The sequence below is a fragment of the Methylopila capsulata genome (assembly GCF_016907975.1).
GTDB lineage: Bacteria > Pseudomonadota > Alphaproteobacteria > Rhizobiales > Methylopilaceae > Methylopila > Methylopila capsulata.
In genome coordinates, this window is sequence record NZ_JAFBCY010000002.1 from 688,628 (window position 1) to 703,509 (window position 14,882).

Annotated in this window: 12 protein-coding genes and 1 tRNA gene; 10 read left to right on the forward strand and 3 right to left on the reverse strand. The window is 71.2% G+C overall.

The annotated features are described in order from the left end of the window. Positions 1 to 75: 75 nt before the first annotated feature. Positions 76 to 1,218 (reverse strand): zinc-binding metallopeptidase family protein, encoded by a 1,143-nt coding sequence (locus JOD31_RS08955; protein ID WP_204949986.1) that lies wholly within the window; start codon positions 1,216 to 1,218, stop codon positions 76 to 78. A gap of 202 nt (positions 1,219 to 1,420) precedes the next feature. Here JOD31_RS08955 and JOD31_RS08960 point away from each other — a divergent pair, with 202 nt between their 5' ends. The 4 genes from JOD31_RS08960 to JOD31_RS08975 all read left to right on the forward strand — a co-directional run bounded on the left by JOD31_RS08960 (position 1,421) and on the right by JOD31_RS08975 (position 8,750). Further along, entirely contained in the window at positions 1,421 to 4,738 is a 3,318-nt protein-coding gene (locus tag JOD31_RS08960; protein ID WP_204949987.1) for a transglutaminase family protein, read from the forward strand. A gap of 96 nt (positions 4,739 to 4,834) precedes the next feature. Then, positions 4,835 to 7,282, forward strand: a complete 2,448-nt coding sequence (locus tag JOD31_RS08965; protein ID WP_271206118.1) for a circularly permuted type 2 ATP-grasp protein — start codon at positions 4,835 to 4,837, stop codon at positions 7,280 to 7,282. Next, on the forward strand, positions 7,279 to 8,157 hold the full coding sequence (locus tag JOD31_RS08970; protein ID WP_204949989.1) for a transglutaminase family protein: 879 nt from the start codon (positions 7,279 to 7,281) through the stop codon (positions 8,155 to 8,157). The genes JOD31_RS08965 and JOD31_RS08970 overlap by 4 nt, the downstream gene beginning before the upstream one ends. A gap of 8 nt (positions 8,158 to 8,165) precedes the next feature. Next, positions 8,166 to 8,750, forward strand: coding sequence for a cytochrome b (locus JOD31_RS08975; RefSeq protein WP_246482403.1), 585 nt, complete (start codon positions 8,166 to 8,168; stop codon positions 8,748 to 8,750). A 33-nt stretch (positions 8,751 to 8,783) separates the two neighbouring features. Here JOD31_RS08975 and JOD31_RS08980 read toward each other — a convergent pair. After that, a tRNA-Arg gene (locus tag JOD31_RS08980) sits at positions 8,784 to 8,860 on the reverse strand. Between the two features lie 155 nt (positions 8,861 to 9,015). Between JOD31_RS08980 and JOD31_RS08985 the strand changes: the two genes are divergently transcribed. The 3 genes from JOD31_RS08985 to JOD31_RS08995 are packed head-to-tail and all read left to right on the forward strand — an operon-like array spanning position 9,016 to position 12,303. Further along, the gene (locus tag JOD31_RS08985; protein WP_204949991.1) at positions 9,016 to 9,903 is read left to right on the forward strand and encodes a cation diffusion facilitator family transporter; all 888 of its coding nucleotides are present in this window, start codon (positions 9,016 to 9,018) and stop codon (positions 9,901 to 9,903) included. A gap of 25 nt (positions 9,904 to 9,928) precedes the next feature. Further along, positions 9,929 to 10,798 carry a thermonuclease family protein gene (locus JOD31_RS08990; RefSeq protein ID WP_210341391.1) on the forward strand — a complete coding sequence of 290 codons (870 nt, stop codon included), beginning with the start codon at positions 9,929 to 9,931 and terminating at the stop codon, positions 10,796 to 10,798. A gap of 17 nt (positions 10,799 to 10,815) precedes the next feature. Further along, positions 10,816 to 12,303, forward strand: a complete 1,488-nt coding sequence (locus JOD31_RS08995; RefSeq protein ID WP_204949992.1) for a M48 family metalloprotease — start codon at positions 10,816 to 10,818, stop codon at positions 12,301 to 12,303. A gap of 11 nt (positions 12,304 to 12,314) precedes the next feature. Here the strand turns inward: JOD31_RS08995 and JOD31_RS09000 are convergent, their stop codons facing one another. Continuing rightward, a complete protein-coding gene (locus JOD31_RS09000) occupies positions 12,315 to 12,593 on the reverse strand; it encodes a BolA family protein (protein ID WP_204949993.1) in 279 nt (92 codons plus the stop codon). Positions 12,594 to 12,734: 141 nt separating this feature from the next. On the opposite strand from JOD31_RS09000, the gene JOD31_RS09005 reads away from it, so the two are divergent. From JOD31_RS09005 to JOD31_RS09015, 3 genes are all read left to right on the forward strand, one after another. Beyond that, positions 12,735 to 13,376 (forward strand): J domain-containing protein, encoded by a 642-nt coding sequence (locus JOD31_RS09005; protein WP_020187514.1) that lies wholly within the window; start codon positions 12,735 to 12,737, stop codon positions 13,374 to 13,376. Positions 13,377 to 13,465: 89 nt separating this feature from the next. Then, positions 13,466 to 14,461: a cobaltochelatase subunit CobS gene (gene cobS, locus JOD31_RS09010; RefSeq protein WP_204949994.1), complete on the forward strand. Its 996-nt coding sequence runs from the start codon at positions 13,466 to 13,468 to the stop codon at positions 14,459 to 14,461. A 26-nt stretch (positions 14,462 to 14,487) separates the two neighbouring features. Continuing rightward, a complete protein-coding gene (locus tag JOD31_RS09015) occupies positions 14,488 to 14,877 on the forward strand; it encodes a hypothetical protein (protein WP_204949995.1) in 390 nt (129 codons plus the stop codon). Positions 14,878 to 14,882: the final 5 nt, after the last annotated feature.

Sequence of the window (14,882 nt, forward strand, 5' to 3'; positions counted from 1 at the left end):
GAGCTGCGGTTCTGTGTCCCGGCTCAAGGCAGGGACACGAGGCCGGCGCTGTCCGGCGCCGCGCCTAAGGCCTCATCAGGCGACCTGGCGGTCGTCCGGGGTGGGGGCCGGCTCGATGTCCGGCGTGTCCGGCAGGTCGGAGCCGGTCGCGCCGTGGGCCACGCGGCCGTGCACCAGCTCGTGGATGAACGACAGCTTGCTCACGACCGATTCCGACAGCACGAAGGGATAGGGGTCGGCCGCGCCCATCGAGCGGTTCAGCGCGTTCAGGGCGCCCGACAGGGCGAGCCACGATTCCACGATCTCGGTGATGGTCGTGTTCGGCGAGAACACGTCGAAATCGATCTTGGCCGTCAGCAGGTCCTCGCGGTCGACGCGCGGATCCACGCGGAACCCCCACGAACGGCCGGTGTCGAGCGTGTCGGTGATGTGGAGGTAGTGCGCCCAGGTCTCGGCGAAGTCCTCCCAGGGGTGCGCCGCGGCGTAGTGCGAGACGTATTCGTTCTGCCAGCCGGGCTTCGGGCCGTTGGCGTAATGCGCCTGAAGCGCCTGATTGTAGTCCTGGCTGTCGTCGCCGAACACCGAGCGGCACGCCTCCAGCGCCCCGCCGTCGCGCACCAGCCGGTCCCAGTACCAGTGGCCGATCTCGTGGCGGAAGTGGCCGAGCAGCGTGCGGTAGGGCTCGCCCATGGACGTCCGGCGGTTTTCGCGCTCGGCGTCGTCGGCCTCGGCCAGGGCGATGGTGATGAGGCCGTCGTCATGGCCCGTCATCACGTTCTGGCCGGTGGCGTCGTCGTTGCTCAGGAACTCGAAGCCGAGCCCTTCGGGGTGCTCCGCGCGGCTTTCCAGCGGCAGCTTCAGGCGGAGCAGGCTGTAGAACAGCCGGCGCTTCGCGATCTCCATCTTCTGCCACAGCGCCACGTTGCTCGCGTCGGCGAGGTTCGGCACCACGAGGTTGTGGCGGCAGGCGAGGCAGAAGGTCTCGTCCTGGTCGGCCGAGACCATCCAGTTGCAGACGCCGTGGTCGTAGTTCGCGCAGTAGCGCCAGGGACGATCGTCGGACTTCGCGCCCACCGCGGTCCACCCGCCGCCCAACGGCTCGAGCGCCAGCATCGCGTTCGACGCCGGCTCGTAGCCGAGCGCGTGATTGCAGCGCTCGCACACCACGTTCTCGAAGAACAGCACGTGGCTGCAGGAGGGGCAGGAGAAGAGCTTCATAGCCGTCGAGTCCTTTTGGCGCCCGCGCGCCACGATTGTTGTCGCTGCAATGCGCGCCGCGGCGAAACGGTTCCGTCCTGCGCGAAATTACTATCGCGGTATCTGGGCGCCGCGTTGGAACGGGAATGGACGACGGCCCTTGCTGCGGCGCCGCAGGCGGTTAAGCTCACGCCCAACCAACCGGAGCGCCGACCCCCGCCACATGTCGATCCTAGCCGCCCTGCGTCATGTCACGCATTACAAGTACGACCGTCCCGTCCAGCTCGGGCCCCAGGTGATCCGGCTGCGCCCGGCCCCGCATTCCCGGACGAAGGTCCCGTCGTTCTCGTTGAAGGTGAGCCCGGCGAACCACTTCATCAACTGGCAGCAGGACCCCTTCGGCAACTACCTCGCCCGCTTCGTGTTCCCGGAGCCGACGACCGAGTTCAAGATCGAGGTCGACCTGCTGGCCGACATGACGGTCTACAACCCGTTCGACTTCTTCGTGGAGGACTACGCCTCGGAGTGGCCCTTCGCCTATGAGGAGTCGCTCGCCGTCGATCTCGCGCCCTACCTCGAGACCGAACCGGCCGGCCCGCTGCTTCAGGACTTCCTCGCGACGCTCGACCGCAGCGAGACCCGCACGGTCGACTTCCTGGTCGGCCTCAACCGCGTCCTCCAGCAGCAGACCGCCTATCTCATCCGCATGGAGCCCGGCGTGCAGACGCCGGAGGAGACGCTGACCAAGCGCTCCGGCTCCTGCCGCGACACCACCTGGCTGCTGGTGCAGACGCTGCGGCATCTGGGCTTCGCCGCCCGCTTCGTGTCGGGCTACCTCATTCAGCTCAAGCCCGACCTGGTCTCGCTCGACGGCCCCGCGGGCACCGACCACGACTTCACGGACCTGCATGCCTGGACCGAGGTCTACCTGCCGGGCGCCGGCTGGATCGGCCTCGACGCCACCTCGGGCCTGCTGACCGGCGAAAGCCACGTACCGCTGGCCGCCACGCCCCACTACCGCACAGCGGCCCCGATCTCGGGCCTCGCGAGCTACGCCGAGGTCGAGTTCGACTTCGAGATGAAGGTCGACCGCATCGCCGAACGGCCGCGGGTGTCCTTCCCCTTCTCCGACGACAGCTGGGCGGCGCTCGACGCGCTCGGCGAAAAGGTCGACGCCGAGCTCGTCGCCAACGACGTGCGCCTCACCATGGGCGGCGAGCCCACCTTCGTCTCGATCGACGACTTCCAGTCGGCCGAATGGAACGCCGACGCCACCGGCCCGCAGAAGCGGGCGCTGGCCGACGACCTGATCCGCCGGCTGCGCGACCGCTTCGCGCCCGGCGGCTTCCTGCACTACGGCCAGGGCAAGTGGTACCCCGGCGAGACCCTGCCGCGCTGGACCTTCTCGCTCTACTGGCGGAAGGACGGCAAGCCGATCTGGAAGAACCCGGACCTCATCGCCCGCGAGAAGAGCTCCGAGGAGGCCGACGTCGCCGGCGCGGAGGTTCTGACGCGCGGCGTGGCCGAGCGGCTCGGCGTCGCGCCCGACAACGCCCAGGCGGCCTACGAGGACCCGTCCTACTGGCTGGTGCGCGAGGCGCAGCTGCCGGCCAACGTCGACCCCTCGAACCCGAAGCTCGAGGACGCCGAAGAGCGCGCGCGCCTCGCCCGGGTGTTCGACCGCGGGCTGAACAACCCCACGGGCTTCGTGCTGCCGATCCAGGCCTGGCAGGCGCAAGGGGTGCGCTGGGTCTCGGAGCGCTGGGGCACGCGGCGCGGCAAGCTGTTCCTGTCGCCCGGCGACAGCGCGCTCGGCTACCGCCTGCCGCTCGGCGCCCTGCCCCATCTCAGCAAGAGCGACTTCCCCTATTTCTTCCCCGCCGATCCGGTGCGCGAGATGGAGCCGCTGCCGGACCCGGAGACGATCGCGCTCGGCCATGAGCAACGCCGCATCTCGACGCCGGACCAGCCGGTCTGGCAGGCGCCCGCGACGATGCAGAACGAGATCGTCGGCTACGTCCGCACCGCGCTCTCGGTCGAGCCACGCGACGGCAAGCTCTGCGTCTTCATCCCGCCGATGGAGTCGATCGAGGCCTATCTCGACCTGCTCGCGGCGATCGAGGACACGGCGGAAGAAAGCGGCCTGCTGGTCCAGATCGAGGGCTACGCCCCGCCGTTCGACCCGCGGGTCAACGTGGTGCGCGTCGCGCCCGATCCCGGCGTGATCGAGGTCAACGTCCACCCCGCCGCCTCGTGGCGGGAGGCGGTCGCGATCACCACTGGCGTCTACGACGACGCGCGCCAGTCGCGCCTCGGCGCCGACAAGTTCATGATCGACGGCAAGCACGTCGGCACCGGCGGCGGCAACCACGTGGTGGTCGGCGGCGCGACGCCGCTCGACAGCCCGTTCCTGCGCCGGCCCGACCTCCTGAAGTCGCTGGTGCTGCACTGGCAGCGCCACCCCTCGCTGAGCTACCTGTTCTCGGGCCTGTTCATCGGGCCCACGAGCCAGGCGCCGCGCATCGACGAGGCCCGGCACGACCAACTCTACGAGCTCGAGATCGCGATGGCGAACGTGCCGGCGCCGGGCGAAGGCCTGGCCCCGCCGCCGTGGCTGGTCGACCGGCTGTTCCGCAACCTGCTGATCGACGTCACCGGCAACACCCACCGCTCCGAAATCTGCATCGACAAGCTGTACTCGCCGGACGGCCCGACCGGCCGGCTCGGTCTGGTGGAGTTCCGCGGCTTCGAGATGCCGCCGGACCCGCGCATGAGCCTCGCGCAGCAGCTGCTGATCCGCGCGATGATCGCGAAGTTCTGGAAGGAGCCGGCGCAGGGCGGCTTCGTGCGCTGGGGCACGCGCCTCGCCGACCGCTTCATGCTGCCGGCCTTCGTCTGGGAAGACTTCCTCGACGTGCTCGAGGATCTGAAGCGGTCGGGCTACCCGGTGCGCGCCGAATGGTTCGAGGCCCAGGCCGAGTTCCGCTTCCCGTTCTGCGGGCGGATCGAGCGCGAGGGCGTCTCGCTTGAGCTGCGCCAGGCGCTGGAGCCGTGGCACGTCATGGGCGAGACCGGCGCGATCGGCGGCACCGTCCGCTTCGTGGATTCCTCCGTCGAGCGCCTGCAGGTGAAGCTCACCAACGCGGACCCGGCCCGTCATGTCGTCACCTGCAACGGGCGACCCGTGCCGCTGACGCCGACGCGGGTCTCGGGCGAGCAGGTCGCCGGCGTGCGCTTCAAAGCGTGGCAGCCGGCCTCCGGCCTGCATCCGACCATCCCGGCGCACGCGCCGCTGACCTTCGACATCTACGACAAGTGGTCGAAGCGCTCGCTCGGCGGCTGCGTCTACCACGTCGCCCATCCCGGCGGCCGGAACTACGACACCTTCCCGGTCAACTCCTACGAGGCGGAGGCCCGCCGGCTCGCGCGTTTTGAGGACATCGGCCACACCGGCGGGTCGTTCGAGCCGACGCGCGAGGCCCCGAACCCGACCTTCCCACACACGCTCGACCTGCGTCGTCCCGCCTGGCTCGGGGGATGACGCGCCGATCTGTCCATCGCCAAACGCGGCGTGAGGCGCCATCGTCGCGCGGCGACGATCGACGAGTCGTTCCCTCCGCCCGAAGAGCCTGGTGACGTGCCCCCCGCGAAAGTCCTGACCCCGGCCGCGCCCGAACGCGCGGCCAAAGGCGCGCTCCTCGCCGGCTACCGTCCTCCCGTCGGAACCCACGACGAGATGATGACGGCCGACGGGCAAGTGCGGCCGCATTACCGCGAGATGATCGCCTCGCTCGCCCGCATGGACGAAGCCGAGCGCTCCCGCCGTTTTGCCACCGCCGCGCAGTATCTGCGCGAAGCAGGCGTGTTCTACCGCGTCTACGGCGCCGTCGATCAGAGCGACCGGCCGCGCTCCTGGCCGCTGGCGCACCCGCCGCTGATCATCGCGCGGGACGAATGGGCGACGCTGGAGGCCGGGCTGATCCAGCGCGCGGACTTCCTCGAGAAGCTGCTCGGCGACCTCTACGGCGAGCGCTCGCTGGTGCGCGACGGCGTGCTGCCGCCGGCGATTCTCGGCCGCAATCCCGAGTTCCTGCGGCCGGTGGCCGACCAGGGGAAGTCCGGCCAGCCGCTCATCCGCTTCATCGCCGTCGACCTCGGCCGCGGGCCGGACGGCCAGTGGTGGGTGCTGGGCGACCGCACCCAGGCGGCCTCCGGCGCCGGCTTCGCGCTGGAGAACCGCGTCGCCACCTCCCGCGCGTTCCCCGACCTGATCCGCGACCTCAAGATCCAGCGGCTCGCGCGCTTCTTCCGGGATTTCCGCGAGACGCTCTATTCGCTCGACGACGGCAAGGGCGTGCGGGCCGGCCTGCTTTCGCCCGGGCCCCACAACGAAACCTACTTCGAGCACGCCTATCTCGCCCGCTACCTCGGCCTGCTGCTGCTCGAAGGCGGCGACCTCGCGGTGCACGGCTCGTCGGTGGAGGTGCGCACCGTCGACGGCGCGAAGCCGATCCGCGTGCTGTGGCGCCGGCTCGATTCGGACTTCGCCGATCCGCTGGAGCTTTATGCCCGCTCGCGCATCGGCACGCCGGGCCTCGCCCGCGCGGTCCGCGCCGGCGGGGTCGAACTCGTCAACGCGCTGGGGTCCGGCATCCTCGAGACCCGCGCGCTGCTCGCCTTCCAGCCGGCGCTCGCCAAGGCGCTGCTGGGGGAGGAGCTGAAGCTGCCGACGGTCGCCACCTGGTGGTGCGGGCAGGAGAAGGAGCGCGCCTTCGTCGCCGAGAACCGCGACCGCCTGTCGCTCGCCCACGCCTTTCCGCAGTCGGCGGAGGCCGGCGAGCGCCGCAAGCCGCTCGACCTCGGCATCCGCGCCGCGGACTCCGAGGGCTTCGCCGACATGCTGGAGACCAACGGGCTCGACGTGGTGGCGCAGGAGATCGTCGGGCTCTCAACCGCGCCGGTGTTCGTGGACGGCAAGCTGGTCGCGCGGCCCGTCACCATGCGGGTGTTTTTGGCGCGCGGCGCCGACGGCTGGCGGGTGATGCCCGGCGGCTTCGCGCGCACCTCGAGCTCGACCGACCCCAGCGCGGTCTCGATGCAGTCCGGCGGCCATTCGGTGGACGTCTGGGTGCCCGGCGAGCACGAGGAGCGCCAGGTCTCGCTGCTGGAGAAACCCCGCGGCGGCTTCGCCCGTCGGCTGCCGAGCGCGCCGCCCGCTCGCGCCGCCGACAACCTCTACTGGCTCGGCCGCTACGTCGAGCGCGCCGAGGCCGCGACCCGGCTGGTGCGCCTGCACGCCGCCCGGCTCGCCGAAGGCGAGCGCGTCGGCGCGCTGGAGCTGGTGGTGGGCGAGCGGCTGGCGGCGATCGGCGTCGACGCCGCGGTGGGCGATCCGACCGAGGGGCTGCTGGACCTCGCTGGCCAGGCCTTCGCCACCGCCTCGCGCATCCGCGACCGGTTCTCGCCGGACGGCTGGCGGGTGCTGGGCGAGATCGTCGACATGATCGAGGCTTTCCGGGAGGAGCCCGGCGACGTCGCGGCGCTTGCGAGCGGCGTGCTCACCCGGCTGTCCGGCTTCGCGGGCCTCGTGCACGAGAGCATGTACCAGCACACCGCCTGGCGCTTCCTGCAGTCCGGCCGGCTGATCGAGCGCGGGCGGGTCACCGCGCTGGTCGCCGCCGCGCTCGCGGGCGAAACGACGCTCGAAGGCGGGCTGGAGGCGCTGCTGGAGTTCACCGACAGCCGCGTCACCTACCGCAGGCGCTACTCGGTGGACCTCACCCGCGAGACGGCGCTCGATCTCTCCGTGCTCGATCCGCTCAACCCGCGGTCCGTGGCCTTCCAGGTCAACGGCTTCAAGACGATCCTCGACGCGCTCCCCGGCCGCAGGCACGGCGAGACGCTGGACATGCTGTCGCGGCGCGCGGTGCGACTGCAGTCGCGGCTCACCACGGGCCACCCCTCCGAGATCGACGAGGCCTTCCTGAAGCGGATCGCGGAGGATCTGGCAGGGCTGTCCGACCTGCTGTCGCGCCGGTACTTCGGCGCCGGGCCGGCGCTGGCCGAACGGCTGGAAAGCGAATGATCTACGACCTCGTCCTCAAGATCGGCTACGACTACCCCTCGGAAGTGAAGGACGCGCGCCACATCCTGCGGGTGCGGCCGCGGTCGGGACGGGGCCAGGAGGTCGGCGCGACGCAGGTGACGATCGTCCCGCGGCCGGACGAGCAGACCGCCGAACGCGATTTCTTCGGCAACGCGCTCGACCACCTCCTGCTGCTGCCGCCGCACGAGGCGCTCTCCGTCACGATGAAGACCCGGGTGACGGTCACGCGCCCGGCCCCCGATCTCGCCAAGACGCCCACCGTCGCCGCCGTCCGCGCCGCCGCGGCCCGCCTGCGCGATCCCGGCCCGGGCGGGGCGATGCACTTCCTCGGGCCGAGCCGTCTCGTGCGGCTGGGCGAGACCTTCACCGCCTATGGCGAAGCGGCGATGGACGACGACGCGCCGATCGGCGAGGCGCTGCTCGCCTTCTCCAAGAGCATCAAGGCCGATTTCAAGTACGCGCCCGGCGCGACCACGGTCGACACGCCGGCGGAGGAGGCCTTCGCCCGCCGCGAGGGCGTGTGCCAGGACTTCGCCCATGTGATGATCGCGAGCCTCCGGGGGATCGGGATTCCCGCGGCCTACGTCAGCGGCTTCCTGCGGACCGAGCCGCCCAAGGGCCGACCGCGGCTGGAGGGCGCCGACGCGATGCATGCGTGGGTCGACGTCTGGCTGGGCGAGGAGATCGGCTGGATGGGGTTCGACCCCACCAACGCCATGGTCACCCTCGACGACCACATCGTGGCCGCGGTCGGACGGGACTACTCCGACGTCGCTCCCATCGACGGCGTCCTCATCACCGCCGGCCCCCAGAAGACGCGCCACAGCGTGGACGTCGTTCCCGTCAAGCCATGAGCGCCCAAATGCAGGAGAGCGTCGCCGCAGGGCGGCGGCCGGACGGCGTCGCGCTGGACACGCCCCGGCGCTACGGGCTCGTCACCCGGCTGTTCCACGGGACGCTGGCCGCGCTCGTGCTGTGGCAGTTCGCGATCGTCGCGCTCTACAAGATCTTCGGCGAGACGCCATGGCTGAACGGGATCGCCCGCTTCGGCCCCCACGGCTACGTGGGCCTCGCGGTGCTGGCGATCGCCGTGCCCCGGTCGCTCTGGCGCCTGAGCCAGCTCCGCCGCCAGCCGCCGCAGGAGCGCGGCGCGCTCGGCCGCCTCGCGCGGCTCAGCCACCTCGCGCTGCACGGGCTGATGGTCGTCGTGCCGGCGCTCGCGCTGGTGCGCATCTACGGCAAGGGCAAGGGCTGGGAGATTGGCGGGGTCACGCTCATTCCCACCACCGGCCGCGAGGAGCCTTGGCTGATCGCGGCGCCGGACGCGCTGCACGGGCCGCTGTCCTGGGCGCTGCTGGCGCTGATCGCGGGCCATGTCGGCATGGCGCTGACGCACGCGCTGGTCTGGCGCGACGGGACACTCAAGCGGATGTTCGGGCGGCTCTGAGCGTCGCCCGCCGGCGCGGACCGGCTGGGAAACTGGCGATCCCGGGAGGGCTCGAACCTCCGACCTACGGTTTAGGAAACCGTCGCTCTGTCCAGCTGAGCTACGGGACCGGCCGGCCGCGGTCGTAGCATGGCCGATCGCGTTTTGCACGGGGGCGCGCGGCGGGTTTCGCGACCGCCTCGCAGTTGCGAACTCAGCGGTTGAACGGTTGTCGCCGGTCCGCTAAGCGCTCCGCTTCCGAACACGCGCGAACGGCGGGCGAGGCATGGACCAGACGGCGAAGATCGCCCTCGGAAGCATCGTTGTCGGCGTCGCGGTGCTGGCGCTGAAGACGGTCGCCTATCTGCTGACCGGCTCCGTCGCGCTGTACTCGGACGCCGCCGAGAGCGTCGTGAACGTGGCGGCGGCGGTCGCGGCCTTCGTCGCCGTGCGCCTCTCCGCGGCGCCGCCCGACAGCAACCACCCCTACGGCCACCACAAGGCCGAGTACCTCTCGGCCGTGACCGAGGGCGTGCTGATCGTCGTGGCGGCGGCGGCGATCTTCAACGAGGCCTACCGCGCCTTTCTCGATCCGCGTCCTCTGGAGCTGACCCCGCTCGGCATCGGGGCGAACCTCGCCGCGAGCGCGATCAACGCCGTCTGGTGCCTCCTGCTGCTGCGGCGCGGCCGCACCCTGCGCTCGCCCGCGCTCGTCGCCGACGGCAAGCACCTGATGACCGACGTCGTCTCCTCGATCGGGGTGCTGATCGGCATCGGCGCGGCGGTGTGGACCGGCAAGGCCTGGCTCGACCCCGCCATCGCCTGCCTCGTCGCCGTGAACGTGCTGTGGTCGGGCTTCCAGCTGGTGCGCGCCTCGGTCGGCGGGTTGATGGACGAGGCCGCCGACGACGCCACCGTCGCCCGCATCAAGAGCGTGATCGCCGCCAACGCCGACGGCGCGATCGAGGCCCACGACCTGCGCACGCGGCAGGCGGGGCGGCTGACCTTCGTGGACTTCCATCTGGTGGTGCCGCGCGACCTGCGGGTGGCCGAAGCGCACGACATCTGCGACCGCATCGAGCGCGCGCTGCACGACGACGACGCCGACACGATCGTGACCATCCACGTCGAGCCCGACGAGAAGGCGAAGCACGCCGGAATCATCGTGCTGTAACCCCCGCGTTAACCCGTCATCCACCATGCGAAACCTACCGTTTCGCGTGTTCCAGAGTGCTGCGCCCGCGTTCCTGACAGGCCCCGCCATCGCCCTGCCGGCGACGGTCGCGCTCGCCCTGCTTCTCGCCGGTTCCCCCTCCCTCGCCGCGCCCTGCGTCCTGTCCGCCAAGGCCGAGAGCGTCCGGGTGGAGCGGGCGCTCGACGGCGACACCGCGGCGCTTGCGGACGGCCGGACGCTGCGGCTCGCCGGCATCCTCGCGCCCAAGGCGCCGCTCGGGACGCGGGAGGCCGACTGGCCGCCGGCGGACGCCGCCGCGACGACCCTCCGCGCCCTCGTCGCGGACCGCCCTTTCGTCCTCCGGGCCGCGCTCGCGAGCCCCGACCGGCACGGAAGGATCGTCGGCTATCTCGCCGCCGAGGGAGCCGCCGACCCCGCGGGGCTCTCGGCCGAACTGCTCGCCCGCGGCGTCGCCCGCGCGGCCGCCGACAGGGCCGGGCGTGACTGCCGCGCCACGCTCCTCGCCGCGGAGGACGGCGCCCGCCGCGCAAGCCTTGGTTTGTGGACAAATACGTACTACGAGGTCCGGGACGCCGCCGACGGCGACGCCTTCGCAGGTTCCGTCGGCCGTTTCGAGATCGCCGAAGGACGCGTGGCGAGCGTACGCACCGTGAACGGACGGCTTTACGTGAATTTCGGACGCCGCTGGCGCGACGCTCTTGCACTGGTCCTGAGCGAGGCCGCCGCGAAACGGCTGGGCGGCGCGGAGGCTCTCGGCCTGTCGCCCGGCGCGCGCCTGAGGGTTCGCGGCATGATCGAACGGCGCCTCGGCCCGACGATCGCCGTGACCGAGGCCGCCCAGATCGAAAAGCTCGGCCTGGCGGGCGCGAGATGACGGGAGGGGCTTGCGGCATGACGGGCCTCGGCGGGCGGCATCGGGACAGGCGGACCTTCGCCCTGCGTCTCGCAGCGCTTGCGAGCGTCGCGGCGCTGCTGGCCGGCTGCGGCAGCTTCGGCGGCGAGAAGCCGACGCCGCAGCCGATCGTTCCCGCCGCCGCGCCCAAGGTCGCCCCCGCGCCCACCGCCGTCAGCCAGGAGCAGGCGCGCATCGCCGCGGCCTATGGCGGCGTCTACCCCAAGCCCGACCTGGTGGCGCTGCTCAACTCGGTGGCCGACCGGCTGGCCGCGGCCTCCGAGCGGCCCGACCTGCGCTACAAGGTAACGCTGCTCAACTCGCCGCTGATCAACGCCTTCGCCCTGCCGAACGGCAACCTCTACGTCACCCGCGGCCTGCTCGCCGTCGCCAACGACACCTCCGAGATCGCGGCGGTGCTCGCGCACGAGATGGCGCACGTCACCGCCCGGCACGCCTTCCAACGCGCCGACGAGGAGCGCAAGGCGGTGCTGGTCAGCCGCGTCGTCTCCGACGTGCTCGAGGACCGCGAGGCCGGCGCCGTGGCGCTCGCCAAGAGCAAGCTGTCGCTCGCGAGCTTCTCCCGCGCGCAGGAGCTGGAGGCCGACCGCATCGGCGTGCAGAACATCGCGCGGGCCGGCTTCGACCCCTACGGCGCCTCGCGCTTCCTGCTGTCCATGGGCCGGCAGTCGGAGCTCCGCAGCGCGGCGCTCGGGCAGAAGCCCTCGCAGCCCGGCCTCGACTTCCTGTCGACGCATCCCTCCACGCCCGAGCGCGTGCAGCTCGCGGTCACCGCGGCCCGCCAGATCAGCGCGCCCGGCGTGGGCGAGCGCGACCGCGACGCCTATCTCGTCGCGCTGAACGGCACGACCTACGGCGACGACCCGGCGCAGGGCTTCGCCCGCGGCCGCCGCTTCCTGCACCCGCGGCTGGGCTTCACCTTCCTGGCGCCGGAAGGCTTCACCTTCGAGAACGGCTCCGAGGCGCTGCTGGGCGTCGCCCCCGACGGCCGGGCGCTGCGCCTCGACGCGGCGCGGCTCGGCTCCGGCCAGACGCTCGAAAGCTACATCAACGAGAACTGGATCGACGGCGTCGAACCCGGGCCGGTCGAAAAGCTCGAGGTCAACGGCATGGAGGCGGTCACCGTGGTCGCGCGCGGCAAGGAGTGGACCTTCCGCTTCGCCGCCGTGAAGTTCGGCGCGGACGTCTACCGGCTGATCTTCGCCGCGCGGGACCTGACGCCCGACATCGACGAGGGCTTCCGCGCCTCGCTCTCGACCTTCCGCCGGCTGACGCAGGCCGAATCGGAGCAGGCGCAGCCGCTCAGGATCGAGGTCGCGACGGTCCGCGCCGGCGACACCGAGGAGACGCTGGCGCGCCGGATGGCCGTGACCGACCGCGCGCTCGAGCGCTTCGCCGTCCTCAACGGCTTCGCCCCTGGCGACCCGCTGCAGGCGGGCCTGCGCGTCAAGGTGATCGGGGAGTAGTTCGCCGGCCGCTACGGCCGACCGGGCTCCTCGGGCGCACGGGCGTCGATCGCGAGGGCGTGGACAGGGCCGGCCAGTTCCTCCGCCAGCAGGGCGTTGACGCGGCGGTGGCGGTCGACCCGGCCGAGGCCGGAGAACGCGGCCGACGTCACCTTCACCCGGAAATGGGTTTCGCCCTCGGGCCGGGCGCCGGCGTGGCCGGCGTGCAGGTGGCTCTCGTCGATGACGTCGAGCCGCGTCGGCGCCAGCGCCTCCATCAGCTTGGTCTCGATCCGCGCGCGCACGGTCATGGCGTCTCTCCCGTCGGGGTCGGCGAAGCAGCCGCGATGTGGGTCGCCCCGGTTCGCCGCGTCAAGCCCGCATCATGCCCCTCTCCGTTGCGGCCGCGCGTTCTTGTTCGCGCTCCCCCCGCCCCCCATAATGCCAGCGTCATGAAACTCGACAGCCCATGGTTCGACCGGATCCGCGTGGCGCGGGGCGAAAGCCGCCCGCAGCCGCAGGTGGCGAGGTGCGACCATCCCGGGTGCCGCGAGCCCGGCGTCCACCGGGCGCCGAAGGGCCGCGACCGGGAGAACGAGTACTGGCGGTTCTGCCTGGCGCATGTCCGCGCCTACAACCAGAACTACAATTTCTTCTCCGGCATGTCCGACGAAGCGGTGATGGCCTACCAGAAGGACAGCCAGACCGGGCACCGTCCGACCTGGACCATGGGCCAGAACGCCGCCGCCGGCGCGACGCCCGAGGCCCGCGCGAAGGCCGAACGCGCCCGCGGCGGCAAAAACCGCGGCTGGGCGAGCGGCTTCGCCTTCGACGACGCGTTTCACATGTTCGACGAGGACGGCCCGAGCGGCGCGCCCCAGAAGCCCGAGCGCGAGCTCAAGAACGTCGAGCGCAAGTCGCTCGAGGCGCTCAACCTTGGCGCGAGCGCGAGCGGCGAGGAGATCAAGGCGCGCTACAAGGAGCTGGTCAAGCGGCTGCATCCGGACGCAAACGGCGGCGATCGGAGCACCGAGGACAAATTGCGCGAGATCATCCAAGCCTATAACTATCTCCGATCCGCCGGCTTCTGCTGACACGATCGCCCTTTTCAAGACGCGCGCTTAAGCTGACGAAGCGCGCCCCCGGTTCCGCGCGACGCCGTCCGGGACCGCCTGGAGGCCCCATGACCGACGCCCTCGACGCTCCGCTCTCCTCCCCGACGCCCGACATGAAAGTGTCGGTGCGCCAGCTCTTCGGGATCGACAGCGACCTCGAGGTTCCGGCGTTCGGCGAGGCGCAGGGCGCCGTGCCGGACCTCGACCCGGACTACCTGTTCGACCACGACACCACGCTCGCAATCCTCGCCGGCTTCGCCCGCAACCGCCGCGTGATGGTCACCGGCTATCACGGCACCGGCAAGTCGACCCACATCGAGCAGGTGGCGGCCCGGCTGAACTGGCCCTGCGTGCGCGTGAACCTCGACAGCCACGTCAGCCGCATCGACCTGATCGGCAAGGACGCCATCGTCCTCAAGGACGGCATGCAGGTCACCGAGTTCCGCGACGGCATCCTGCCCTGGGCGCTGCAGAACAACGTGGCGCTGGTGTTCGACGAGTACGACGCGGGCCGGCCGGACGTGATGTTCGTGATCCAGCGCGTGCTGGAGCAGTCGGGCAAGCTCACTTTGCTCGACCAGCGCCGCGTGCTGCGGCCGCACCCGGCGTTCCGCCTGTTCGCGACCGCCAACACGGTCGGCCTTGGCGACACCTCGGGCCTCTATCACGGCACCCAGCAGATCAATCAGGGTCAGATGGACCGCTGGTCGATCGTCACGACGCTGAACTACCTCGCGCACGACAAGGAGGTCGACATCGTCCTCGCCAAGTCGCCGCGCTACCAGAAGGAAAAGGGCGGGCGGGACACCGTGTCCAAGATGGTCCGGCTGGCCGACCTCACCCGGCAGGCCTTCATGAACGGCGACCTGTCGACCGTGATGAGCCCCCGCACCGTGATCACCTGGTCGGAAAACGCCGACATCTTCGGCGACATCGGCTTCGCGTTCCGGCTGACCTTCCTGAACAAGTGCGACGAGCTGGAGCGCAGCCTGGTGGCCGAGTTCTACCAGCGCTGCTTCGGCCGCGAGCTGCCGGAGAGCGCCGTCAACGTGGCGATGAGCTGACGCGCGGCTCGAGCGCTGGAGACCTCATGGCGACCGCGGCGGATCTCGCTCCCGGACAGGCGTGGAGCTATCACGACGCGCAGCTTCCGAGCTCGCGGGTCGTGATCGGCCGGATCGACGCCGCCGGGGCGTCGACAGTGGCGTCCGTCTCGATCGTGGACGCGCCGTTGCCGGACCCGGAGACGGGCGCGCTGGTCCCGCGGCTCGTGGAGCACGCGCCGATCGCGATCGACGCCCTGCTCGCGAGCCTGCTGCGGCGCGAGGGCGACGTTCCGATCCCCGAGGGCTTCGAAGGCGGCTACCGCATCTGGCGGAACGCCTTCGACACGGGCCAGGGCGGCTTCTTCACGCTCGGCGTCGAAGAGATCGTCCGCATGTTTCAAACCGCCCTCGCCCCCCAGCGCGCGGCGAATTAGCGGAG

What these genes read in the sequence shown, in the direction of transcription:
- JOD31_RS08955 (WP_204949986.1), bottom strand. Translation starts at nt 1,218, where the DNA reads ATGAAGCTCTTCTCCTGCCCCTCCTGCAGCCACGTGCTGTTCTTCGAG.
- JOD31_RS08960 (WP_204949987.1), top strand. Translation starts at nt 1,421, where the DNA reads ATGTCGATCCTAGCCGCCCTGCGTCATGTCACGCATTACAAGTACGAC.
- JOD31_RS08970 (WP_204949989.1), top strand. Translation starts at nt 7,279, where the DNA reads ATGATCTACGACCTCGTCCTCAAGATCGGCTACGACTACCCCTCGGAA.
- JOD31_RS08975 (WP_246482403.1), top strand. Translation starts at nt 8,166, where the DNA reads ATGCAGGAGAGCGTCGCCGCAGGGCGGCGGCCGGACGGCGTCGCGCTG.
- JOD31_RS08985 (WP_204949991.1), top strand. Translation starts at nt 9,016, where the DNA reads ATGGACCAGACGGCGAAGATCGCCCTCGGAAGCATCGTTGTCGGCGTC.
- JOD31_RS08990 (WP_210341391.1), top strand. Translation starts at nt 9,929, where the DNA reads ATGCGAAACCTACCGTTTCGCGTGTTCCAGAGTGCTGCGCCCGCGTTC.
- JOD31_RS08995 (WP_204949992.1), top strand. Translation starts at nt 10,816, where the DNA reads ATGACGGGCCTCGGCGGGCGGCATCGGGACAGGCGGACCTTCGCCCTG.
- JOD31_RS09000 (WP_204949993.1), bottom strand. Translation starts at nt 12,593, where the DNA reads ATGACCGTGCGCGCGCGGATCGAGACCAAGCTGATGGAGGCGCTGGCG.
- JOD31_RS09005 (WP_020187514.1), top strand. Translation starts at nt 12,735, where the DNA reads ATGAAACTCGACAGCCCATGGTTCGACCGGATCCGCGTGGCGCGGGGC.
- cobS (WP_204949994.1), top strand. Translation starts at nt 13,466, where the DNA reads ATGACCGACGCCCTCGACGCTCCGCTCTCCTCCCCGACGCCCGACATG.
- JOD31_RS09015 (WP_204949995.1), top strand. Translation starts at nt 14,488, where the DNA reads ATGGCGACCGCGGCGGATCTCGCTCCCGGACAGGCGTGGAGCTATCAC.